This window comes from Leifsonia sp. T36S-04 (genome assembly GCF_042465655.1).
Lineage (GTDB): Bacteria > Actinomycetota > Actinomycetes > Actinomycetales > Microbacteriaceae > Leifsonia.
On the sequence record NZ_CP146286.1, the window covers coordinates 686690 to 706853 of the forward strand.

20 protein-coding genes and 1 pseudogene are annotated in these 20164 nt (G+C 70.1%); 12 read left to right on the plus strand and 9 right to left on the minus strand.

Features of this window, described 5'->3' with window-relative positions:
- Window positions 1–90: 90 nt before the first annotated feature.
- Window positions 91–645, minus strand: a complete 555-nt coding sequence (locus P3F85_RS03415) for a LytR C-terminal domain-containing protein (protein WP_374009853.1) — start codon at window positions 643–645, stop codon at window positions 91–93.
- A gap of 21 nt (window positions 646–666) precedes the next feature.
- Window positions 667–978, minus strand: coding sequence for a DUF3263 domain-containing protein (locus tag P3F85_RS03420; RefSeq protein ID WP_374009854.1), 312 nt, complete (start codon window positions 976–978; stop codon window positions 667–669).
- Window positions 979–1159: 181 nt separating this feature from the next.
- Between P3F85_RS03420 and msrB the strand changes: the two genes are divergently transcribed.
- The 4 genes from msrB to groL all read left to right on the plus strand — a co-directional run bounded on the left by msrB (window position 1160) and on the right by groL (window position 4293).
- Entirely contained in the window at window positions 1160–1582 is a 423-nt protein-coding gene (msrB, locus tag P3F85_RS03425; protein WP_374009855.1) for a peptide-methionine (R)-S-oxide reductase MsrB, read from the plus strand.
- Window positions 1582–2133 (plus strand): nitroreductase family protein, encoded by a 552-nt coding sequence (locus tag P3F85_RS03430; RefSeq protein ID WP_374009856.1) that lies wholly within the window; start codon window positions 1582–1584, stop codon window positions 2131–2133. Before msrB ends, P3F85_RS03430 begins: the two co-directional genes overlap by 1 nt.
- A 146-nt stretch (window positions 2134–2279) precedes the next feature.
- Window positions 2280–2483, plus strand: a complete 204-nt coding sequence (locus tag P3F85_RS03435) for a cold-shock protein (protein ID WP_374009857.1) — start codon at window positions 2280–2282, stop codon at window positions 2481–2483.
- A 190-nt stretch (window positions 2484–2673) separates the two neighbouring features.
- Window positions 2674–4293 carry a chaperonin GroEL gene (gene groL, locus P3F85_RS03440; RefSeq protein ID WP_374009858.1) on the plus strand — a complete coding sequence of 540 codons (1620 nt, stop codon included), beginning with the start codon at window positions 2674–2676 and terminating at the stop codon, window positions 4291–4293.
- Between the two features lie 431 nt (window positions 4294–4724).
- Here groL and P3F85_RS03445 read toward each other — a convergent pair whose 3' ends face one another.
- Together P3F85_RS03445 and P3F85_RS03450 are read right to left on the minus strand one after the other, a co-directional pair.
- Window positions 4725–6440, minus strand: coding sequence for an ATP-binding protein (locus P3F85_RS03445; protein ID WP_374009859.1), 1716 nt, complete (start codon window positions 6438–6440; stop codon window positions 4725–4727).
- 95 nt (window positions 6441–6535) lie between these two features.
- On the minus strand, window positions 6536–7228 hold the full coding sequence (locus tag P3F85_RS03450; protein ID WP_374009860.1) for a response regulator transcription factor: 693 nt from the start codon (window positions 7226–7228) through the stop codon (window positions 6536–6538).
- Window positions 7229–7332: 104 nt separating this feature from the next.
- Here P3F85_RS03450 and P3F85_RS03455 point away from each other — a divergent pair, with 104 nt between their 5' ends.
- From P3F85_RS03455 to P3F85_RS03470, 4 genes are read left to right on the plus strand one after another with little or no spacing between them, the layout of a single operon-like run.
- Complete coding sequence (locus P3F85_RS03455) at window positions 7333–8553, plus strand: NAD(P)/FAD-dependent oxidoreductase (RefSeq protein WP_374009861.1); 1221 nt, start codon at window positions 7333–7335, stop codon at window positions 8551–8553.
- On the plus strand, window positions 8546–9502 hold the full coding sequence (gene folP / locus P3F85_RS03460) for a dihydropteroate synthase (RefSeq protein ID WP_374009862.1): 957 nt from the start codon (window positions 8546–8548) through the stop codon (window positions 9500–9502). Before P3F85_RS03455 ends, folP begins: the two co-directional genes overlap by 8 nt.
- On the plus strand, window positions 9495–10265 hold the full coding sequence (locus tag P3F85_RS03465) for a pyrimidine reductase family protein (RefSeq protein WP_374009863.1): 771 nt from the start codon (window positions 9495–9497) through the stop codon (window positions 10263–10265). The genes folP and P3F85_RS03465 overlap by 8 nt, the downstream gene beginning before the upstream one ends.
- Complete coding sequence (locus P3F85_RS03470; RefSeq protein WP_374009864.1) at window positions 10252–11142, plus strand: aminoglycoside phosphotransferase family protein; 891 nt, start codon at window positions 10252–10254, stop codon at window positions 11140–11142. Before P3F85_RS03465 ends, P3F85_RS03470 begins: the two co-directional genes overlap by 14 nt.
- Window positions 11143–11388: 246 nt before the next feature.
- Here the strand turns inward: P3F85_RS03470 and P3F85_RS03475 are convergent, their stop codons facing one another.
- The 3 genes from P3F85_RS03475 to P3F85_RS03485 all read right to left on the minus strand — a co-directional run bounded on the left by P3F85_RS03475 (window position 11389) and on the right by P3F85_RS03485 (window position 15313).
- Window positions 11389–13032 carry a DNA repair helicase XPB gene (locus P3F85_RS03475; protein WP_374009865.1) on the minus strand — a complete coding sequence of 548 codons (1644 nt, stop codon included), beginning with the start codon at window positions 13030–13032 and terminating at the stop codon, window positions 11389–11391.
- Between the two features lie 96 nt (window positions 13033–13128).
- On the minus strand, window positions 13129–14991 hold the full coding sequence (locus P3F85_RS03480; RefSeq protein WP_374009866.1) for a helicase-associated domain-containing protein: 1863 nt from the start codon (window positions 14989–14991) through the stop codon (window positions 13129–13131).
- A 16-nt stretch (window positions 14992–15007) separates the two neighbouring features.
- Window positions 15008–15313, minus strand: coding sequence for a hypothetical protein (locus P3F85_RS03485; protein WP_374009867.1), 306 nt, complete (start codon window positions 15311–15313; stop codon window positions 15008–15010).
- A 56-nt stretch (window positions 15314–15369) separates the two neighbouring features.
- Between P3F85_RS03485 and P3F85_RS03490 the strand changes: the two genes are divergently transcribed.
- On the plus strand, window positions 15370–15750 hold the full coding sequence (locus tag P3F85_RS03490; protein ID WP_374009868.1) for a cold-shock protein: 381 nt from the start codon (window positions 15370–15372) through the stop codon (window positions 15748–15750).
- A complete protein-coding gene (locus tag P3F85_RS03495) occupies window positions 15743–16675 on the plus strand; it encodes a DUF3027 domain-containing protein (protein WP_374009869.1) in 933 nt (310 codons plus the stop codon). Before P3F85_RS03490 ends, P3F85_RS03495 begins: the two co-directional genes overlap by 8 nt.
- Here P3F85_RS03495 and P3F85_RS03500 read toward each other — a convergent pair.
- A pseudogene (locus P3F85_RS03500) lies at window positions 16604–16759 on the minus strand (DUF2530 domain-containing protein); the annotation flags it as partial. The gene P3F85_RS03495 and the pseudogene P3F85_RS03500 overlap by 72 nt on opposite strands.
- 8 nt (window positions 16760–16767) lie before the next feature.
- The gene (gene serC / locus P3F85_RS03505; RefSeq protein WP_374009870.1) at window positions 16768–17883 is read right to left on the minus strand and encodes a phosphoserine transaminase; all 1116 of its coding nucleotides are present in this window, start codon (window positions 17881–17883) and stop codon (window positions 16768–16770) included.
- 149 nt (window positions 17884–18032) lie between these two features.
- On the opposite strand from serC, the gene P3F85_RS03510 reads away from it, so the two are divergent.
- Window positions 18033–18725, plus strand: a complete 693-nt coding sequence (locus tag P3F85_RS03510) for a metal-dependent transcriptional regulator (RefSeq protein WP_374009871.1) — start codon at window positions 18033–18035, stop codon at window positions 18723–18725.
- Between the two features lie 376 nt (window positions 18726–19101).
- Window positions 19102–19857: a C40 family peptidase gene (locus P3F85_RS03515; protein ID WP_374009872.1), complete on the plus strand. Its 756-nt coding sequence runs from the start codon at window positions 19102–19104 to the stop codon at window positions 19855–19857.
- Window positions 19858–20164 lie beyond the last annotated feature (307 nt).

The window sequence follows — 20164 nt, forward strand, 5'->3', positions numbered from 1 at the left end:
CGCGGTTCTGGCGCTCCGATAACCACGATTTGCGCCAAATCCCGCCGCGGCGGGGCGCGGGCAGGGGCTGCGAGCGAGGGCGGAGGGGGATCAGCCCTTGTAGTTCGCGCCGATGACGACCGTGATGTCCGCCCCGGTGTCGGCGAACGCCGTGCTCTGCTGGATCGTCGCGCCAGGAAGCGACTGCGCGACACCGGTGGCCGCCGCCTGGTTGGCCGGGTCGCCGTAGTAGACGATCGTGTTCGCGAGGTCGGTGCGGTCGGCATTCGCGAGGGCGCCGATCTTCCAGCCCGCTGCGGTCAGCGTGTCGGAGACCTTCTGCGCCAGTCCCTCGGTCGAGGTGCCGTTCAGCACGTTGACACTGAGCGCGGGATTAACGGTGGGCACGATGGTGGGCGTCGGGCTGGCCGTCGGGGTCTTCGACGCGGTGCCGCTCGTCGAGGCGCCGGCACCGTGGAATGAGATGCTCCCGTTCACCAGCGACAGCCCGAAGATGCCCGCGCCGACCAGCAGGACCGTGGCGAGCGCCGCCCATCCCACCGCCATCCAGCCCCGGCCACGCGGACGGGGTGCCCGGTGCGCGCCGACACGCGTCAGGTCTTCCGGGATCTCGTCGAAGCGGTCGCGGGGGAACTTCTCTGCCATCGGGGAATGCGGTCCTTGGGGTCAGTCGCCGGACGGGAGGGTCCGTGCGTGTCGTGCGGCCATCCTCGCCTCGCGCAGCCGGAGCAGGCGCTTGACGAGCATGGGGTCGTGGCGCAGGGCTTCCGGACGGTCGATCAGCGCACCGAGCAATTGATAGTACCGAGCCGCCGAGAGACCGAACTCCTCGCGGATGGCCTGCTCCTTGGCCCCGGCGTGCCGCCACCACTGGCGTTCGAACGCGAGGATCGCAGCATCCCGATCGCTCAGCCCGTCCGCGCCGGAGGGCTCGCGGTCGGCGGCGAGCCGTTCGTCGTTCGACCGGGTCACGCGCACCGCCTTCCCTCGTCACGGATGCCGGGCGGGTGACCGGCGTACCGGACGCGCCCGCGTTCGCTGGTCATCCTAGGGCGACGGTCCTGTGTGTTTCCGAACGCTGTCCGGCAGGTCGCGGTTCGCGGACCGGGAACAGGGGGCGTCGAGACGCGTTTAGTCTGGTGACGACGAAAGGAACGGCATGGCACAGGACGACACCGCGGGCGGCTACACGATCTCGAAGACGGACAGCGAGTGGCGCGAGGAGCTCAGCCCCGAGCAGTACGCGGTGCTCCGCCAGGCCGGCACCGAGCGCCCGTGGACCGGCGAACTGCTGGACGAGAGCCGCGCGGGCCTCTACACCTGCGCTGCGTGCGGTGCGGAGCTGTTCCAGGCCGGGACCAAGTTCGACTCCGGATGCGGCTGGCCGAGCTTCTACGAGTCCGTGCGGCCGGAGGCGGTGCAGCTGCTCGAGGACGACAGCCTCGGGATGGTGCGCACGGAGGTCCGCTGCGCGACCTGCGGCTCGCACCTCGGCCACGTCTTCCCGGACGGCTTCGGCACGCCCACCGGCGACCGCTATTGCATGAACTCCCTCTCGCTGAACTTCACGCCGGAGTCCTGATGTCGGACCTCGCAGGCCGCGTGGCCGCGCGCCGCTCCTACTCGCGGGTGACGCCGGATGCGCCCAGCCACGAGGAGCTGCTGCCCCTGGTGGCCGCCGCCGGCCGCGTCGCCGACCACAGCGCCCTGCACCCGTGGCGGATCATCGAACTCCGCGGTGCGGCGCGGCAGCGGCTCGGCGAGGCGTTCGTCGCGGACGCGAAGGCGACCGGCCCGGACGCCGAGAAGCTCGCGGCGAAGCCTCTGCGCTCCTCTCTCTTGCTGGCCATCGTGTCGGTGCGGTCGAAGAGCGAGAAGGTGCCCGGCTGGGAACAGGATGCGGTCGCCTCGGGCGTCGCGCACATCCTGAGCCTGCTGCTGCACGACGCCGGCTGGGGTGTCATGTGGCGTACCGGCCACCACACCCGGTCGAAGGCGGTGCACCGGATGCACGGGCTGGCGAAGAACGAGCGGCTTCTCGGGTGGCTGTATGTCGGAGGTATCCCTGCCGACAGCAAGGAGGGCCACCGGACGACGCTCGACCCGCAGCGCTTCCTCTCCGCGCTCGACTGACCTTGTGTTACGCCGGTGTTTCTGTTTCGAATCATTTCGGTACGGATTGGCGAAATCACTGGCGTAGCCAGGTATTGCAAGCATTAGGATCGGGATTCAACGTGCGGCGTCGGATCGCGCGAGCGACACAGCAATGGGAGTAAGGCATGGCGAACGGAACCGTGAAGTGGTTCAACGCTGAGAAGGGCTTCGGCTTCATCACCGTCGAAGGTGGGGGACAGGACGTATTCGTTCACTACTCCGCGATCGACATGGCGGGATACAAGGTTCTCGAAGAGGGCCAGCAGGTCGTCTTCGAGGTCGGCTCCGGGCAGAAAGGCCCGCAGGCCGAGTCGGTACGACTCGCCTGACGCGATTCAGCGCACGAGTGCGAAGCGCCGTCCCCAACCGCGGGGGCGGCGCTTCGTCGTTTCCCCTGAGTGCTCGCGGAGACCTCGCCTTGCACTCCACTGCCACGAGTGCCAGAATCGCTTTAGCACTCCATCTGATCGAGTGCTAATACGGAATCTTTCGCATACGTCCGGGAGGGACGAGAAACACATGGCAAAGATCATTGCTTTCAACGAGGATGCCCGTCGTGGCCTCGAGCGCGGACTGAACACCCTGGCCGACACGGTCAAGGTGACCCTCGGCCCGCGCGGTCGCAACGTCGTCCTCGAGAAGAAGTGGGGCGCCCCCACGATCACGAACGACGGTGTCTCCATCGCCAAGGAGATCGAGCTCGACGACCCGTACGAGAAGATCGGCGCGGAGCTCGTCAAGGAGGTCGCCAAGAAGACCGACGACGTCGCGGGTGACGGAACGACCACCGCGACCGTGCTGGCCCAGGCGCTCGTCAAGGAAGGCCTGCGCAACGTCGCGGCCGGAGCCGACCCGATCACCCTGAAGCGCGGCATCGAGAAGGCCGTCGCCGCGGTCACCGAGGAGCTCGTCGCCTCCGCCAAGGAGGTCGAGACCAAGGAGGAGATCGCCGCCACCGCGTCCATCTCCGCCGGCGACACCACCATCGGCGAGATCATCGCCGAGGCGATCGACAAGGTCGGCAAGGAGGGCGTCGTCACCGTCGAGGAGTCGAACACCTTCGGCACCGAGCTCGAGCTGACCGAGGGCATGCGCTTCGACAAGGGCTTCCTGTCGCAGTACTTCGTCACCGACCAGGACCGCCAGGAGGCGGTGTTCGAGGACGCGTACATCCTCATCGCCAACCAGAAGATCAGCAACATCAAGGACCTGCTGCCGATCGTCGACAAGGTGATCCAGGCCGGCAAGCCGCTGCTCATCATCGCTGAGGACGTCGACGGCGAGGCCCTGGCCACGCTGATCGTCAACAAGATCCGCGGCATCTTCAAGTCCGTCGCCGTCAAGGCTCCGGGCTTCGGCGACCGCCGCAAGGCCATGCTCCAGGACATCGCGATCCTCACCGGCGGCCAGGTCATCTCCGAGGAGGTCGGCCTCAAGCTCGAGAACGTCACCCTCGACCTGCTCGGTCAGGCCCGCAAGGTCGTCATCACCAAGGACGAGACCACGATCGTCGAGGGCGCGGGCGACCCCGAGGCCATCGCCGGCCGCGTGCAGCAGATCCGTAACGAGATCGAGAACACCGACAGCGACTACGACCGTGAGAAGCTCCAGGAGCGTCTCGCGAAGCTCGCCGGTGGCGTCGCCGTCATCAAGGCGGGCGCGGCCACCGAGGTCGAGCTCAAGGAGCGCAAGCACCGCATCGAGGACGCCGTCCGCAACGCGAAGGCCGCCGTCGAGGAGGGCATCGTCGCCGGTGGTGGCGTCGCCCTCATCCAGGCCGGCAAGACCGCGTTCGAGAAGCTGCAGCTGACCGGTGACGAGGCCACGGGCGCGAACATCGTCAAGGTCGCCATCGAGGCTCCGCTGAAGCAGATCGCGATCAACGCGGGCCTCGAGGCCGGCGTCGTCGTCGAGAAGGTGCGCAACCTCCCCGTCGGCCACGGCCTGAACGCAGCGACCGGCGAGTACGTCGACATGCTCGCTGCCGGCATCAACGACCCGGTGAAGGTCACCCGCTCGGCGCTGCAGAACGCCGCGTCCATCGCGGGCCTGTTCCTCACCACCGAGGCCGTCGTCGCCGACAAGCCCGAGAAGAACCCGGCTCCGGTCGGCGACCCGACGGGCGGCATGGACTTCTAAGTCCCGGCTCCATCGCACAGAGGGCGTCTCCCCATCGGGGAGGCGCCCTCTTCGCGTGCGCCCGCCTCGTCCCTGCCGGAGCCCGCCGAGTGGTGAGTGGATGCTCCACCCAGCGCCGAGTGGCGACACGATGTCGCAACTCGGCGGTTCGAGTGGGGGTCGACCTCCGCCTGGGGATCCAGCCAGCGTCGGAGATTCTGCTCAGGGTCTCCGACGTACCGCCGTCCGTGGGAGACCTCCGGCCTCGGCCGTCCGGATCTCCGACGCTGGCCCGGCGATCTCCGACGCACGGTCCCGCACCGCGCGCTCCCGCACCGCGCGCTGCCGGCCGAACGGCGCCGAGTGGTGAGTGGATGCTCGAATCCGCGCCGAGTGGCGACACGATGTCGCAACTCGGCGGGTCCCGCGGGTCCCTCGGCGGACTCAGCGGGTCAGCGCGCGAGGGGCTGCGCGGACTGCGGCGACGACGGCGACGCCGCCAGCGGCAGCGAGACGCGGAACGTGGCGCCCCCGCCCTCGGTGTCGACCACGTCGACCGTGCCGTTGTGCGCGGCGACGATCGAGGACACGATCGCGAGCCCCAGTCCGCTGCCGCCGGTCTCGCGGGCGCGGGAGGTGTCGGCGCGCCAGAAGCGCTGGAAGATCTTCTCGCGGATCTGCGGCGGGATGCCGTCGCCGTGGTCCCTGACCTCGATGGTGGCGCGCTCGGTGCGGTGGTCGATCTGCACCGCGATCTCGATCGGACTGCCCTCCGGCGTGTAGCGGAGCGCGTTGCCCATCAGGTTGGTGATCACCTGACGCAGCTTGTTCTCCTCCGCCATCACGATCGTCGGCTCGGCCGACGCGGGCTGCAGCAGCGCGACCCGCTCGGCGGTGATCACGGGGAGCGTCTCGGTCGTCACGCGCCGCCCACGCCCGCGCCGCAGACGGGCCAGCGCGGATCCGGCGAAGGCGATCGGTCCGGTCGCGTTCGCGGGCCGGCCGTCGGCGTCCTGCATCGGCATCGGGACGGTGTCCACGCCCGGCTCGACGATCTCGTCCTCGACGGGGGCGACGGGGTCGGGAGTCAGCACACTCACGACCCGGCCGGGGGAGCCGGCCATCGCATCCATCGCCGCATCCTGCGCGATCTTCACGAGGTCGACCGGGCGCAGATCCAGCGGCTTGGTCTCGTCGAGGCGGGCCAGCTCGAGCAGGTCCTCGACGAGGCCCCCCATCCGGATGGCCTCCTTCTCGATCCTGTCCATCGCCTGGGCCACGTCTTCGGGAGTCTGCAGGGCGCCCATCCGGTACAGCTCGGCGTAGCCGCGCACCGAGACCAGCGGCGTCCGCAGCTCGTGCGAGGCGTCGCCGACGAACCGCCGCATCTGGTCGATGGTGCGCGCACGGTCGCTGAAGGCGCGGTCGATCCGGTTCAGCATGGTGTTGAGGGAGCGGTTCAGCCGCCCGACCTCGGTGTTCGGGGTGGCTCCGCCGAGGCGCTGGCTGAAGTCGCCGTCAGCGATGGCCGCCGCCGTCTGCTCGACCTCGCGCAGCGGCGAGAAGGTGGTCGTGACGAGCATCCGGGTGAGGCCCGCGCCGACGATGATGACGATGACGCCGAACCCGAGGAAGATCGCGAGGAAGCTCGCCATCACCGTGTCGATCTGCGAGGTGGCGGTGGCGACGATGGCCGTCCCGAGTTCGCCCGACGGCCCCGCGAACGTCACCGTCTGCGTGAGCGCGCGGTACGACGTGCGGCCGTCGTTGCTCGGGAGGGTGTACCCGCCCGCCGGCATCGCCTTGCCCTGCGGCACGGTGAGAGTCGCCGGAATCGCCGGGCGGTGCGCGTACGGGATGTTGGTCCAGTTCGTCTTCACCAGGTTGCCGTCGGAGTCGTACAGCGCCGCGAAGTAGTCCGACGGGCTAGCGTCGGTGGCGATCTGGTCCGCGTCGGAGGACGACTTGAACAGGTACGTGTTCAGGTATGACGCTCCGGAGGCTGCCGAGAGCTGCGCATCCAGCTGATCCAGGAGCACCGGCTTCAGCATCGACATCGTGCCGATGCCGGTCACGAGCAGCCCCAGCGTCAGCATGAGCACGGTCACGCCCGTGATCTTGGTGCGGAGGGAGATCGCGTTCCAGCGGTCGAGCAGGCGTGAATGCATCAGGCCGTCAGTCTATGCAGGGGATGCTGTGCCGGTCATGTGTGCATTCCCGGACGCTCCTCTGAAACGAGGATGCACGGGACCGGCCGAGCATCTCAGACCTTGGCGGCCTTGAGCATGTACCCGAACCCGCGCTTGGTCTGGATGAGCGGCTCACTGGAGTGCGCATCCACCTTGCGGCGCAGGTACGAGATGTACGACTCGACGATGCCCGCATCGCCGTTGAAGTCGTACTCCCAGACGTGGTCGAGGATCTGCGCCTTCGACAGCACGCGGTTCGGGTTCAGCATGAGGTAGCGCAGCAGCTTGAACTCGGTCGGGCTGAGCTCGATCGGGGTGTCGCCGACGAAGACCTCGTGCGTGTCCTGATCCATCGTCAGCTCGCCGGCGCGGATGACCGCATCCTCGTCGGCCTGCATCGTGCGGCGCAGGATGGCCTTGATGCGGGCGACGATCTCGTCGAGGCTGAACGGCTTGGTGACGTAGTCGTCGCCGCCGACCGTGAGGCCGGTGATCTTGTCCTCGGTGTCGTCCTTGGCGGTGAGGAACAGGATCGGCGCGGTGTATCCGGCGCCGCGGAGCCGCTTGGTGACGCCGAAGCCGTTCATGTCCGGCAGCATGACGTCGAGGATGATCAGGTCGGGCTCCTCTTCGAGGACCGCGGAGATCGCCTGGGCCCCGTTGCCGACCGCCCGGACGGCGAACCCGGCGAAACGCAGGCTGGTGGTGAGGAGATCGCGGATGTTCGGCTCGTCGTCGACGATGAGAATGCGTGGTCCGGCGTTCATGGACAACAGTATCTGCGCGTCAGCTGATTCTTACCTGTGAGCCGTCGGTGCGCGGTGAGTGCGCCCCTCTGGCGCCCGCAGTGTGAAGAGTGGATGCTGAAGTCATGTCGAATCCCACCGTCGTCATCGCGGGCGCAGGCCTTGCCGGAGCCAGTGTCGCGACCGAGCTCCGCGAGCGCGGCTTCGGCGGCCGCATCCTGATGCTCGGCCTCGAAGAGCACCGCCCCTACATCCGCCCGCCGCTGTCGAAGGAGTTCCTGAAGGGCGACGCGGCGATCGAGGAGTCGGACGTCCATCCCCCCGAGTGGTACACGGACAACGCGGTGGAGTTCGTCCCCGGTGTGGAGGCGGGATCGTTCGAGGTCGGTGCCCACGAACTGTTCGTCTCCGAGGGCGGCCGCATCACCTACGACAGTCTGGTGCTGGCGACCGGCGCGAGTCCGCGTCCACTCGGCGTGCCCGGGAGCGGCCACGGCGCCGTGTTCCCGTTGCGGACCCGGGAGGACTCGGCCTGGCTGCGATCCGCCCTCGAGGTCGGTGGCCGGCGCGTCGTCGTGGTCGGCTCCGGCTGGATCGGGATGGAGGTGGCCGCCGCGGCCCGCGGGTACGGCAACGACGTGACCGTACTGGGCCGGTCGGCAGTCCCGCTGAGCTCGGCCGTCGGGCGCGAGCTGGGCGCGGTGTTCGAGCGCCTGCACATCGAGAACGGCGTCACGGTCCGCAACGGCGCGAAGGTCGTCGGGGTGGACGGCGGAACGGAGCAGGTGGTCGTGCTCGCGTCGGGGGAGCGCATCCCGGCGGATGTGGTGGTGGCCGGAGTGGGCGCCGTCCCGAACACGCTCGTCGCCGAGCGGTCGGGGGCCCGCGTCGCCGACGGCGTGCTCACCGACAAAGGCATGCGTACGAGCATCGAGGACGTCTACGCGGTCGGGGATGTGGCCAACCCGTTCCTCCCCGCGATCGGTCGGCACCTGCGCAGCGAGCACTGGGCCAACGCGATCGCGAGCGGCAAGGTCGCCGCGCACGCCATCCTCGGCGAGCGCGCGTCGTACGACGACATCCCGTACTTCTACTCCGACCAATACGATCTGGGCATGGAGTATTCGGGCTACGTGCCCCTCGCCGCCGGCGCCCGGGTGGTCTATCGCGGCGACGTCGGGGCGCGGGAGTTCATCGCGTTCTGGCTGCGGAACGACCGGGTCGTCGCGGGGATGAACGTGAACGTCTGGGACGTGCAGGACGACATCCAGCGCCTCATCCGGTCGGGGGAACGAGTGGATGCGGACCGTCTCGCCGACACGGGCGTCGCCCTTGCCGATGTCTGACGCGGGCCGGACGGGCGGACCTGAGTCGCGCTCGCTGCGCTCGCCGCACACGCCCTACCTCCCGCCGCTGCGCATCCCGGTTCGGCAGATCGGCGCGCGCACCTTCGACTTCTCCCGCCAGGTGGCGGTAATGGCGGTCGTGAATCGCACGCCCGACTCGTTCTACGACCAGGGCCGCACCTACGCCTTCGACCGCGCGGTCGACGCCTGCTTCGAAGCCGTCGCGCTCGGGGCCGACTGGGTCGACATCGGCGGTGCACCCTTCGCGCCCGGCGAGCCCGTGCCCGTCGAGGAGGAGGTGGAGCGCGTCGTGCCGGTGGTGGAGGCGCTGCGGGCCGGGTCGGATGTGGTGATTTCGGTGGACACCTTCCACGCGGAGGTCGCCCGGCGCGCCATCGCCGCAGGCGCAACGGTCATCAACGACACGACCGGGCTGCGCGACCCGGAACTGGCGCCCGCCGTCGCCGCGAGCGAGGCGACCCTCGTCATCACGCACAGCCTGGCGGAGCCACGGCGTCCGTTCCCTCGGCCCCAGTACGGTGACGTGGTCGCGGAGGTGTCCGCGTTCCTGAGCGACCGTGTCGAGCGCGCGCTCGCCGCGGGCGTCCCCGAGGAGCGGATCATCGTCGACCCCGGCCACGACCTCAACAAGAACACGCTGCACTCGCTGGAGCTGACGCGCCGGCTGAGCGAGATCGCCGACCTCGGCTTCCCGACGCTCGCAGCCGTCTCGAACAAGGACTTCATCGGCGAGACCCTGGACGCGCCACGCAGCGAGCGGTTGGAGGGTTCGCTCGCCGCCGCCGTGATCAGCGTGATGAGCGGGGCCCGCATCGTCCGGATGCACGACGTGCGCGCGTCCGTCGCGGCCATCCGGATGACGGAGGCCGTGCTCGGCCTGCGTGCGCCCGCCTACCTCAAGCACAACATGGGAGAGCAGAATGACTGATCCCGACCGGTCGCAGCAGCCGGCCATCCACCGCCTCTCGCCCCTGCCTTCGCAGACGGCGCTGACCGACGACGACATCACCGCGCTCTACCTGCAGGATGCGGGCGACCCGTGGCTCCGCGTCAACTTCGTCAGCAGCGTCGACGGCGCCGCGACGCATCAGGGGCTGTCCGGCGGGCTGTCGAACGACGTGGATGCGCGGGTGTTCGACATCCTGCGCCGCCTGTGCGATGTGGTGCTCGTCGGGGCCGGAACCGTCCGCGCCGAGGGATACGGCGCGATGCGGGTCGACGCGGTGTCGTCGCGGGTGCGCAGCGGGGCCGGGATGACCGCGCATCCGGTCTTCGCGATCGTGTCGGCGGGGCTCGACCTCGACCCGCGCAGTTCGATCTTCCAGGACGCGCCGGAGCGGCCCATCGTGCTCACCACGGAGCTGTCGCGGCCGGAGGCGCGGGAGGCGCTGGGCGAGGTTGCGGACGTCATCGTGTGCGGGCGGGACCGGGTGGTCGCCGAGCGCGGACTGGCGGTGCTGCACGACCGGGGGTTGACGCGCATCCACTGCGAGGGAGGTCCGCACCTGTTCGCCGACCTGATCGCCGCCCGCGCGGTGGACGAGCTCTGCCTGACCGTCAGCCCGCGGCTGGAGGGCGGGACGTCGCCGCGGATCGCGACGGGCGCCGCGCCGATCGTTCCGCCGCGGATGCGGCTGGCGCACACGCTGGCGGGGGACGACACGCTGCTGCTGCGGTATGTCCGGGCCTGACGGGGAGGTCGGGGAGGCCGAGGTCCGGCCGCGGATCGACGCGGCGCTGGTCCGCCGGCTCATCGACGCGCAGTTCCCCGAGTGGCGGGAGCTGCCCATCCACCCGGTGCAGCACGACGGCTGGGACAACCGCACGTTCCGGCTCGGGGACGAGCTCAGCGTGCGCCTGCCGAGCGCGGCGGGCTACGTCGAGCAGGTCGCCAAGGAGCACACGTGGCTACCGCGACTCGCGCCGCTGCTGCCGCTGCCCATCCCGCAGCCGGTGGCCCAGGGATCGCCGGGTCAGGGATTCCCGTTCCCGTGGTCGGTGTACCGGTGGCTGCCCGGCCGGCCGGTGGTGCTTCTGGGCGACGTGTCGCGGGATGCGGCGCTCGCCGAGGCGATCGGGCGGTTCCTGGTGGCGCTGCGGGCTGCTCCCGCCGAGGGTGCGCCCGGACCCGGCACGCACAACTTCTTCCGCGGCGCTCCGCCGGACGTCTACGGCGAGGAGGCGCTCGCGGCGTTCCCGGTGCTGGGTGCCGACGCCGACCGTGCGCGCGCCCTGTGGGCGGAGGCGACGGCATCGCGCTGGGAGGGTCCGCCGGTGTGGTTCCAGGGAGATGTCGCGCCCGGCAACCTGCTGGTGGATGACTCCGGCGCGCTGTCCGCGGTGATCGACTTCGGGACCTCCGGCGTCGGCGACCCGGCCTGCGACCTCGTGCCCGCGTGGACGATGTTCGAGGGCGCCGCACGGGACGCATTCCGCCGCACCGTCGGCCTCGACGACGCGACCTGGTCGCGGGCACGCGGCTGGGCGCTCTGGAAGGCCGCGATCACCCTGCGCGACCGCCCCGCCGACGCGGAGGCCCGCGCCACCGTCGCCCGCCTCCTCGCGTGACCCGCTGCCGTCCCGCCGAGATTTGCGCCAAATCGCGGTTATCGAAGCGGCAATCCCGCGATTTGGCGCAAATCGTCACCGGCGGTCGGCGACGCCACTCCACGATTTGCGCCAAAAGGTGGTGATCGAGGCGGCAAAACCGCGATTTGGCGCAAATCGTAGGGGAGGTCATCGCCGCCGCGACGATTCGTGACGAATCGCGACGCGCGGCGCGCGACGCGGCGCGGCGCGCTACGGCGCGGCGCGCTACGCGGCCTCGAGGGCGTGCGCGTCGAGGATCGTGTACGAGTAGCCCTGCTCCGCGAGGAACCGCTGCCGGTTCTGCGCGAAGTCCTGGTCCACCGTGTCGCGCGCGACGAGCGTGTAGAAGTTCGCCGACAGTCCCGACTCCTTCGGACGCAGCAGCCGTCCGAGACGCTGTGCCTCCTCCTGCCGGCTTCCGTACGAGCCCGACACTTGGATGGCGACCGTCGCCTCCGGCAGGTCGACCGAGAAGTTCGCGACCTTGCTGACCACGAGCAGTTTCGTGCGGCCGTCCCGGAACTCCTGGTACAGCCGCTCGCGCTCGTCCACCGGGGTCGCACCGGTCAGCTGCGGCGCGTCGAGCGCCGTCGCCAGCTCCTCGATCTGGTCCAGGTACTGCCCGATGACCAGGATGCGTTCGCCCTCGTGCCGCGCGACCAGCTGCTGCACGATGTCCAGCTTGGCCGGGGCGGTGGCGGCCAGGCGGTAGCGCTCGTCGTCCGGCGCGGCCGCGTAGCTCAGCCGTTCCGACGGGGGCAGGTCGACACGCACCTCGTAGCAGGCGGCGGGGGAGATGAAGCCCTGCGCCTCGATCTCCTTCCACGGCGCGTCGAAGCGCTTGGGGCCGATGAGGCTGAAGACATCGCCCTCGCGGCCGTCCTCCCGCACCAGTGTCGCCGTGAGGCCGAGCCGGCGGCGCGCCTGCAGCTCGGCGGTCAGCTTGAACACCGGCGCCGGGAGCAGGTGCACCTCGTCGTAGACCACGAGCCCCCAGTCGAGCGCGTCGAGCAGCGCCAGGTGCGCGTACTCGCCTTTCCGCTTGGCGGTGAGGATCTGGTACGTCGCGATGGTGACCGGCTTGACCTCCTTCACCTGGCCCGAGTACTCGCCGATCTCCTCCGCGGTCAGCGTCGTGCGCTTGAGCAGCTCGTCCCGCCACTGCCGGGCGGACACCGTGTTGGTGACCAGGATGAGCGTGGTCGTCTTCGCGGTGGCCATCGCGCCAGCACCGACCAGCGTCTTGCCCGCACCGCAGGGCAGCACGACGACGCCGGATCCGCCGTCGAAGAAGTTGGTGACCGCCTTGCGCTGGTAGTCGCGCAGCGCCCAGCCGTCCTCCTTCAGTCCGATCTCGTGCGGGGTACCGGGGGTGTAGCCCGCCAGGTCCTCCGCGGGCCAGCCGAGCTTCACGAGCTCCTGCTTGAGCTGCCCGCGCGCCCAGGCCTCCACCACGAACGTCTCGTCGTCGCGCCGTTCCAGCAGCAGCGGCGAGATGCGCTTGGCGTGCGCGACCTCGGTGAGCACGGCCAGATCGGTGGAGCGCAGCAGCAGCGTCCCCTCGTCGTCCCGTTCGATGACCAGGCGGCCGTAGCGGGCGACCGTCTCGGATACGTCGACCGTGACCGTCTGCGGGATGGGGAACTTCGAGTAGCGCTCCAGCGTCCCGAGCATGTCTTCGGCGGTGTGCCCGGCGGCCCGCGCGTTCCAGAGGCCGAGCCGGGTGATCCGATACGTGTGGATGTGCTCGGGCGCGCGCTCCAGCTCGGCGAACACCGCGAGATCGTGGCGTGCGTCCTCCGCCTCTGCGTGGGCGACCTCGAGGAGCACGGTGCGATCGCTCTGGACGATCAGGGGGCCATCAGACATAGCTGCCCAGCCTACGCCCTGCCGCTGTGCATCCTGTCGGGAGGCCGCCCCCGATCGAACGCCCCGAGCGAACGGCCGAGCGAACGCAGCGCACGCTCAGGGCGCCGGCCGCATCCCGCGCACGCTCGAGAGCGGGAGCGTCCGCTCGATGTCCGCCGCCCGGTCCCGCCCGCGCAGGCGGCCTCCGCCGACGCCGGTCGGCTCGAGCAGGTAGTCCACGACGCTGCCGTCGGGCATCGCCACTTCGATCACGATCGTCTGCCGTGCCCGGACCGCGAGGTCGAGCTGGCGCGCGAGCCACTGCCCGCCGGTGTCGTCGCCCGCTTCGACCTCCGCCTGGCGCAGGCGCTCGATCAGCTGCCCGTCGCGATCCTCTTCCGCGACGGCGCCGGGACGCGCGACCCGCTGCCGACGGAGCGTCACCTCGTTGCCGTCCGCATCCTCAGCGACGACCGGATACCGCGCATCGCTGAGCGCCCAGAACACGACGTCCCGCCCGAACCGGCTCACCAGCTCCCCGTCGCCGCCGGGGGTGAGCCGCAGCGAGCCGAGAGTCTGGTCCACCGCGATCGTGCGGAGGAGCGTCGGGTCCTCCGAGCGCACCGCCGAGCGCACGCCCTCGCCGACGGCCTCGTGGACGCGGACGCGCCCGTGCCGCTCGGCCGCGTCGGCGATCAGGTAGTCGACCGGCTGCGGCAGCCCGGTGAGCGAGATGGTGCTGAGGAATGTCCGGATGCCCTCGGCCGTCTCTCCCGCGGTCAGCGCGCGGTCGACCGAGGCGGCCGAGATGCGGAACGTCGAGGCCAGCGCCCGGGACTCCAGCTCGGCGATGCCGCGCAGCCGCGTCTCGATCTCCGGCGCAAGCGGTCCCGGCGAGACGATGGTCAGGTCGTGCTGCAGGTAGACGCGGTCGACCTCGGCCGGGAACTGCTCCGCCATGACGGCCGCCGCCGCATCCGGGCCGTCCTCGACGAGCGCCGCACCGGCGGTACTCGGCGCCTGGTGAGCCGTCACGCCGAGCCACTCGGCCAGCCGGGTGTGCGCATCCACCCGCCGCTGCGCCTCGTCGACGGAGGCGGGATACAGCCACGCGACGTGCTCGCGCAGGCTGTCGCCCCACGCGGCCCGGCTCCGCAGCGCCAGGAGGGTGTGGATGTCGCCCGGGAGCGCCTCCAGCCACGCCGCCGCGAGCACGCGCCAGCGTTCGGCGCTGGGGGAGTGCGACCACGCCGCGGCGTCATCGGTCGGGAGCCACATCCCGTCGGCGACCGCCACCAGGCCCGCCCGCTCTGCGGCCGAGAGCGCGACGGGAACGAGGTCGGCGTCCATCGAGAGCGCCTCGGCGAGCCGCTTCACCGCGGGCAGCGCGAGTCCGCCCTTCTGGAGGCGGCGGGCGCCCTCGCGCCCGAGCTCGGCGAGCAGCTCGGAGACGGCCGCGACCGATTCGAACGCGCGCTCGGCCGCGAGCCGGTCGGTGAACCGGCGCTCGGTGTCCGGCACCGGCGCGAGGGCCGGTGGTGGCGGGGTGTGCAGAAGGTCGTCCGTCGACGGAAGTCGCTGCGCGGGCCACGCGGCGAGCTGCGCGGTCACGGCGTCGTAGACCGCGAACGCGGGCCCTTCGGCCGGTTCGGCGAGCAAGACGGCCGTCAGGTCGTCCAGAGCCGCCGCCACCGCATCCCGGGCGACTCCGGCGGTGGCGGGCTCCGCGGCGAGCAGCGCGGTGACCTCGTCAACCGTCAGCGGGGTCGCCGCGCGGGCCAGCACGACGAGGGCGGCGAGGTGGATGCGGTCCAGCGGCGCCAGCTCCCGCTGCAGCGAGTCGGCGTCGAGGAGGGCGTCGGCGAGGTCGAAGAAGTCGGCCACACCCGTTCGCCGGTAGGTCCTGCCATGCAGCAGCGACGCGAGCACCGCGTCGTCCAGCCCCCGCAGCTGCGCTGCGAGAGCGAGTGTTGTCGTCATCCCGTGCCGCCGGCCGTCAGGCCTGGCGCCGGCCCTTCGGGGTGTTCGGGGCGGCGGCCGCGCGGTTCGCCGCCCGGTTGCGTCGTGCGCTCACGATGATCAGCACGATGATCAGGATGAAGGCGATCGGCAGTGCCGCGTAGGGGAAGAGGAACACGGTCGGCCACAGGCCCTGACCCGATCCCTGCTCCGCGAACTGCCCGGCGGCCGTCCCGATCAGGATGGCTGCGACGCAGACCAGGGACACGATAACGAGCGCGGCGATGATGTACGCGAGGATGCGCTGGGGCCGGGATGCCGGCGGTGGGGTCTGCTGGGTCACGAAATCAAGGATAATTGAGTTCGGTCATCTGATCCCCCATGTGAATTGAGGTTCCCATGCCAACCGGCAAGGTCAAGTTCTACGACGACGAGAAAGGCTTCGGCTTCATCAGCTCCGATGACGGCCAGGAAGTCTTCCTGCACGCTTCGGCGCTCCCCGCCGGCGCCGTCGTGAAGGCGGGAACGCGCCTCGAGTTCGGCATCGCCGACGGCAAGCGCGGCGCACAGGCGCTCTCAGTCCGGGTGCTGGAGGCTCCTCCGAGCCTCACGAAGCTGAAGCGGAAGTCCGCCGACGACATGGCGATCATCGTCGAAGACCTCGTGAAACTCCTCGACGGCATCGGCGGCAACCTGCGCCGCGGCAAGTACCCCGACAAGGCGCACGGCGCGAAGATCGCCGCCGTGCTGCGCAAGGTCGCGGACGACCTGGATGCCTGAGCTGGGCGACGAACGCGACCTCGACGCGCCCGAGGGTGCTGTCGGGGTGGAGGCTGAGGCTGTCGCCGACGAGGCTGCGGTGGAGGCTGAGGTTTCGGTCGAGGACGAGGTTGCGGTCGAGGCCGTCGCCGACGAGGCACTCCTCGCCGCCGTCCCGCTCGCGCTGAGCGCGCTGGCGGAGATCACCCCCGAGGACACCATCGGCGAGCCGCTCGGCCACATCGTCGAGGGACCGCACGCGCTCTCCCTGCTGTTCGCGGCGCGAATGTCCGGCTACCCCGGCTGGCGCTGGACCGTCACCCTCGGCCGCACCGAGGATGGCGAGCCGACGGTGCTCGAAGCCGAACTCATGCCCGGTGACGGCGCCCTCCTCGCGCCCGACTGGGTGCCGTGGTCGGAGCGTCTCGCGGACTACCAGGCCGCCCAGCGCGCGCTCGCCGCGAACGACGAGGAGTCGGACGAGGACGAGGACGACGAGTCCGACGATGAGTCCGACGACGACGACGAGCTGGACGACGACGACTCGGACGACGAGGATGACGACGACTCGGACGACGAGGACGATCGCGACGTGCACGACCTGCACGATGACGACGACCTCGACGGCGTCGACATCGACAGCGTGGATGTGGATGTCGACTTCGACGAGGAGACCGACATCGACACCGATCTCGATCTGGAGGCCGAGGAGGCAGCAGCACTCGCCGACCCGGCCGACGAAGCCGACGACGACGAAGCCGACGACACCGACGACACCGACGACGACGAGCTCGTCGCCGCCCTCGCGTCAGCGCCGGCGGGTGACGGTGAGGTAGCCGAGTCCGAGCAGCCCCAGGGCGATGCCGACGACGATCGTCCAGAGCCAGGTGCCGGTTCCGGCGCCCACGATCAGCGCGACGACGAGGGCGACCACCCACAGCGCTAGCCCGACGAGCACGGCCCGCCGATCATCCGTATTCACGGGGACCGGGTCGGGCCGACGTTCGTCGTCGCGGAGCCAGAGGCGCATCGCTCGGGTCAGCCCAGCCGCTCGACCACGTACTCGATGCAGCCGATAAGGGCCCGCACATCCGCCGGCTCGATGGCGGTGAACGTCGCGACCCGCAGCTGGTTGCGGCCGAGCTTGCGGTATGGCTCGGTGTCGACGATTCCGTTGGCGCGCAGCGTCTTGGCGACGGCCGCCGCGTCGATCGCGTCGTCGAAGTCGATCGTGACGACGACCTGCGAGCGGTGCGCCGGGTCGGCGACGAACGACGTCGCGTAGTCGACGCGCTCGGCCCACTCGTACAGCGCCCCCGACGACTCGCGGGTGCGCGCGTCGGCCCAGGCGAGACCGCCGTTGCCGTTCATCCACTCGACCTGGTTCTCGAGCAGCAGGAGGGTCGCGATCGCGGGCGTGTTCAGCGTCTGGTTGAGGCGCGAGTTGTCGACCGCGTTCTTCAAGCTGAGGAACTCGGGGATGTAGCGGTCGCTCGCCGCGATGCGCTCCACGCGGTCCAGGGCGGCGGGGGAGAACAGTGCGAGCCACAGGCCGCCGTCGGAGGCGAAGTTCTTCTGCGGCGCGAAGTAGTAGACGTCCGACTCGCTGACATCGAGGTCGACGCCGCCGGAGGCGCTGGTCGCGTCGATCACCGTCAGCGCGCGCTCATCGCCGTGGACGCGGCGGACCGGAGCCATCACGCCGGTCGAGGTCTCGTTGTGCGGCCAGGCGTACACATCCACGCCCTCCACGACCTCGACCTCGCTGCGGGAGCCGCCCGGCGCCTCGATCACGTGCGGCGCATCCAGCCACGGGGTCTTCGCGGCCTTGGCGAACTTGCCGCCGAACTCGCCGAAGACGAGGTTCTCGCTGCGCTTCTCGATGAGGCCGAAGGCGGCCGCGTCCCAGAACGCCGTCGAACCGCCGTTGCCGATGACGACCTCGTAGCCCTCGGGCAGGCGGAACAGTTCGCCGAGTCCCTCGCGCACGCGGCCCACCAGGTTCTTGACCGGAGCCTGGCGATGGGAGGTGCCGAGCAGCTCCGCACCGGCGCCGGCCAGGTAGGCGACCTGCTCCGGGCGGACCTTGGAGGGTCCGCATCCGAATCGGCCGTCGGCGGGCAGCAGGTCAGAGGGGATCGTGACATCCGGCATAACTGAAGTGTATTGGCTGTTGCATACCCAGGACGGCGGGCAGTCACCCACCGTTCCGGCCTGAGCGTCGCTGTCATCCGCACCAAGTAGGCTGATGTCCGGCATGCGCGTGCCGTCTTGTGGAGGGGCCGTCTTTTCTGAGGGGCAATGTGACCGATCTGATCGATACGACCGAGATGTACCTTCGCACCATCCTGGAGCTGGAGGAGGACAACATCGTCCCCCTGCGCGCGCGCATCTCCGAGCGCCTCGGGCATTCCGGTCCGACCGTCTCGCAGACCGTCGGCCGCATGGAGCGCGACGGCCTCGTGGTCGTGTCCGGTGACCGCCACCTGGAGCTGACCGACGAGGGCCGTCGCAAGGCCGTCAACGTGATGCGCAAGCACCGGCTGGCCGAGCGCCTCCTGAGCGATGTCATCGAGCTCGAGTGGGAGTACGTCCACGAAGAGGCCTGCCGGTGGGAGCACGTGATGAGCGAGCAGGTCGAGCGCAAGCTGCTGACCATGCTGGGCCACCCGACGGAGTCGCCGTACGGCAACCCGATCCCGGGCCTGGGGGAGCTGGGCGGCGCCGCTACCTCCGCATCCACTGAGAGCCTCGTCAACCTCGTCGACGTCGTCCGCGGCCGCGATTCCGGCGTCACGGCGCGGATCCGCCGCCTGGGCGAGCCCGCGCAGGTCGACCCCGAACTCCTGCTCCAGCTCAAGCAGGCCGGCGTGATTCCGGGCTCCACCGGCACTTTCTCTCCGGCCGGTTCGTACGTCGTCGTGCAGATCGACGGCTTCGAGGCCGGGCTCGAACTGCCCAACGAACTTGCGGCGCACATATTCGTCGACGCCTGAATCCCGTTACCGATTCGTTAAAAAGTGTCCGAAAAGATGTGACAAACGGCACCTCGTCCCGTAGTCTCGTACGAGTTCGAACGGGCCAGAAGCCGGCCCGACAGAACCCCGGATCGCGACGCTCCACCCCCCTAAGACCCGTCTCGTGATCCGTGAAGCCGAAGCCACCCAGCTTGGGACGGGGGCAGCATCCCTAGTGCTGCCGGAGCGCTGGAGGTCACACTTGGCACAGTCGAGCACGCCCGGTCCCGACGAGGACCGCCCGAACCCGAACAAGAGCCTTTCATCGACCGTCTCCCGTCGCGACCAGCGCGCGACCCGCGGGACCGTCGCATCGTCACGCCCGGCAGCGTCGCCGGCTCGGAGCGCGTCTCCGGTGACCGGATCTTCGGCGGCCCAGCAGCCGAAGAAGAAGCGCAAGGGCGGGTGGATCCTGAACGCCGGCGTCATCACCGTCGCCGCCGGACTCGTCGCCACCATGTCGCTCCCCGCCTTCGCGTTCAATCCGAACGGCACCGACAGCGCCGCCTTCGGCCCGAGCGCGGCGGACGCCATGAAGAAGGCGCAGTCGCAGACGGTCGAGGTCGGTGGAGTCACGTCGGCAGCGGTCAACCGTGACGCCGCATCCGCCACCACCGAGGAGCAGCTCAGCGCCCAGAAGGCCGCAGCTGCTGCTGCCGCCGCCGCTGAGGCCGCCCGCCGCCAGGCCGCCATCCAGCTGACCTCGTACGCGAGCCGTTCGAGCAGCGGCCCGTCGGTCTCCGACTTCCTGGCCAACCCGCCCTACCCGAGCTTCAGCCTCGCGCAGGTGTTCTCGGTCGCGCAGCAGTACATCGGCACCCCGTACGTCTACGGCGGGGCGAGCCCCGCGGGCTTCGACTGCTCCGGCTACGTCATGTACGTCTACGCGCAGTTCGGCATCAGCCTCCCGCACTCCGTCTCCGGCCAGGCGGCTCTGGGCAAGCGCATCTCGATCGCCGACGCGCAGCCCGGTGACATCGTCATCATGCCCGGTCACGACGGCTTCTACGCCGGCAACGGCAACATCATGGATGCGCCCGATTCCGGCCGCTCCATCTCCATCCGCCCGATCTGGACCAGCGACTACTACATCGTCCGGCTCGGCATCTGAGCTCACGGCTCCACCCGACCTTCCGGTTTCCGGTCGGTTAACTCTCTGCACCACAGCACCGGAACGGCGCGCCCCGAATTGGAGGCGCGCCGTTTCTGGGTTACCCTGGCGTTCTGACGCTGCGTATCGCAGTCGCAGAATCGGAGGATCCGATGGCTGGAACACGTTCCGCCGGGTCGCTGAGGGCGACCGGTTGGGACGAGCGCGGCCTGGAATTCCTCGCCTGTCGCCACCACTTCGAGGCCTGCCACCGCCTCCATGTGGCCTGCCACCACCATGCCGTCGCCACCTTGGGCGCTGTCCGCAC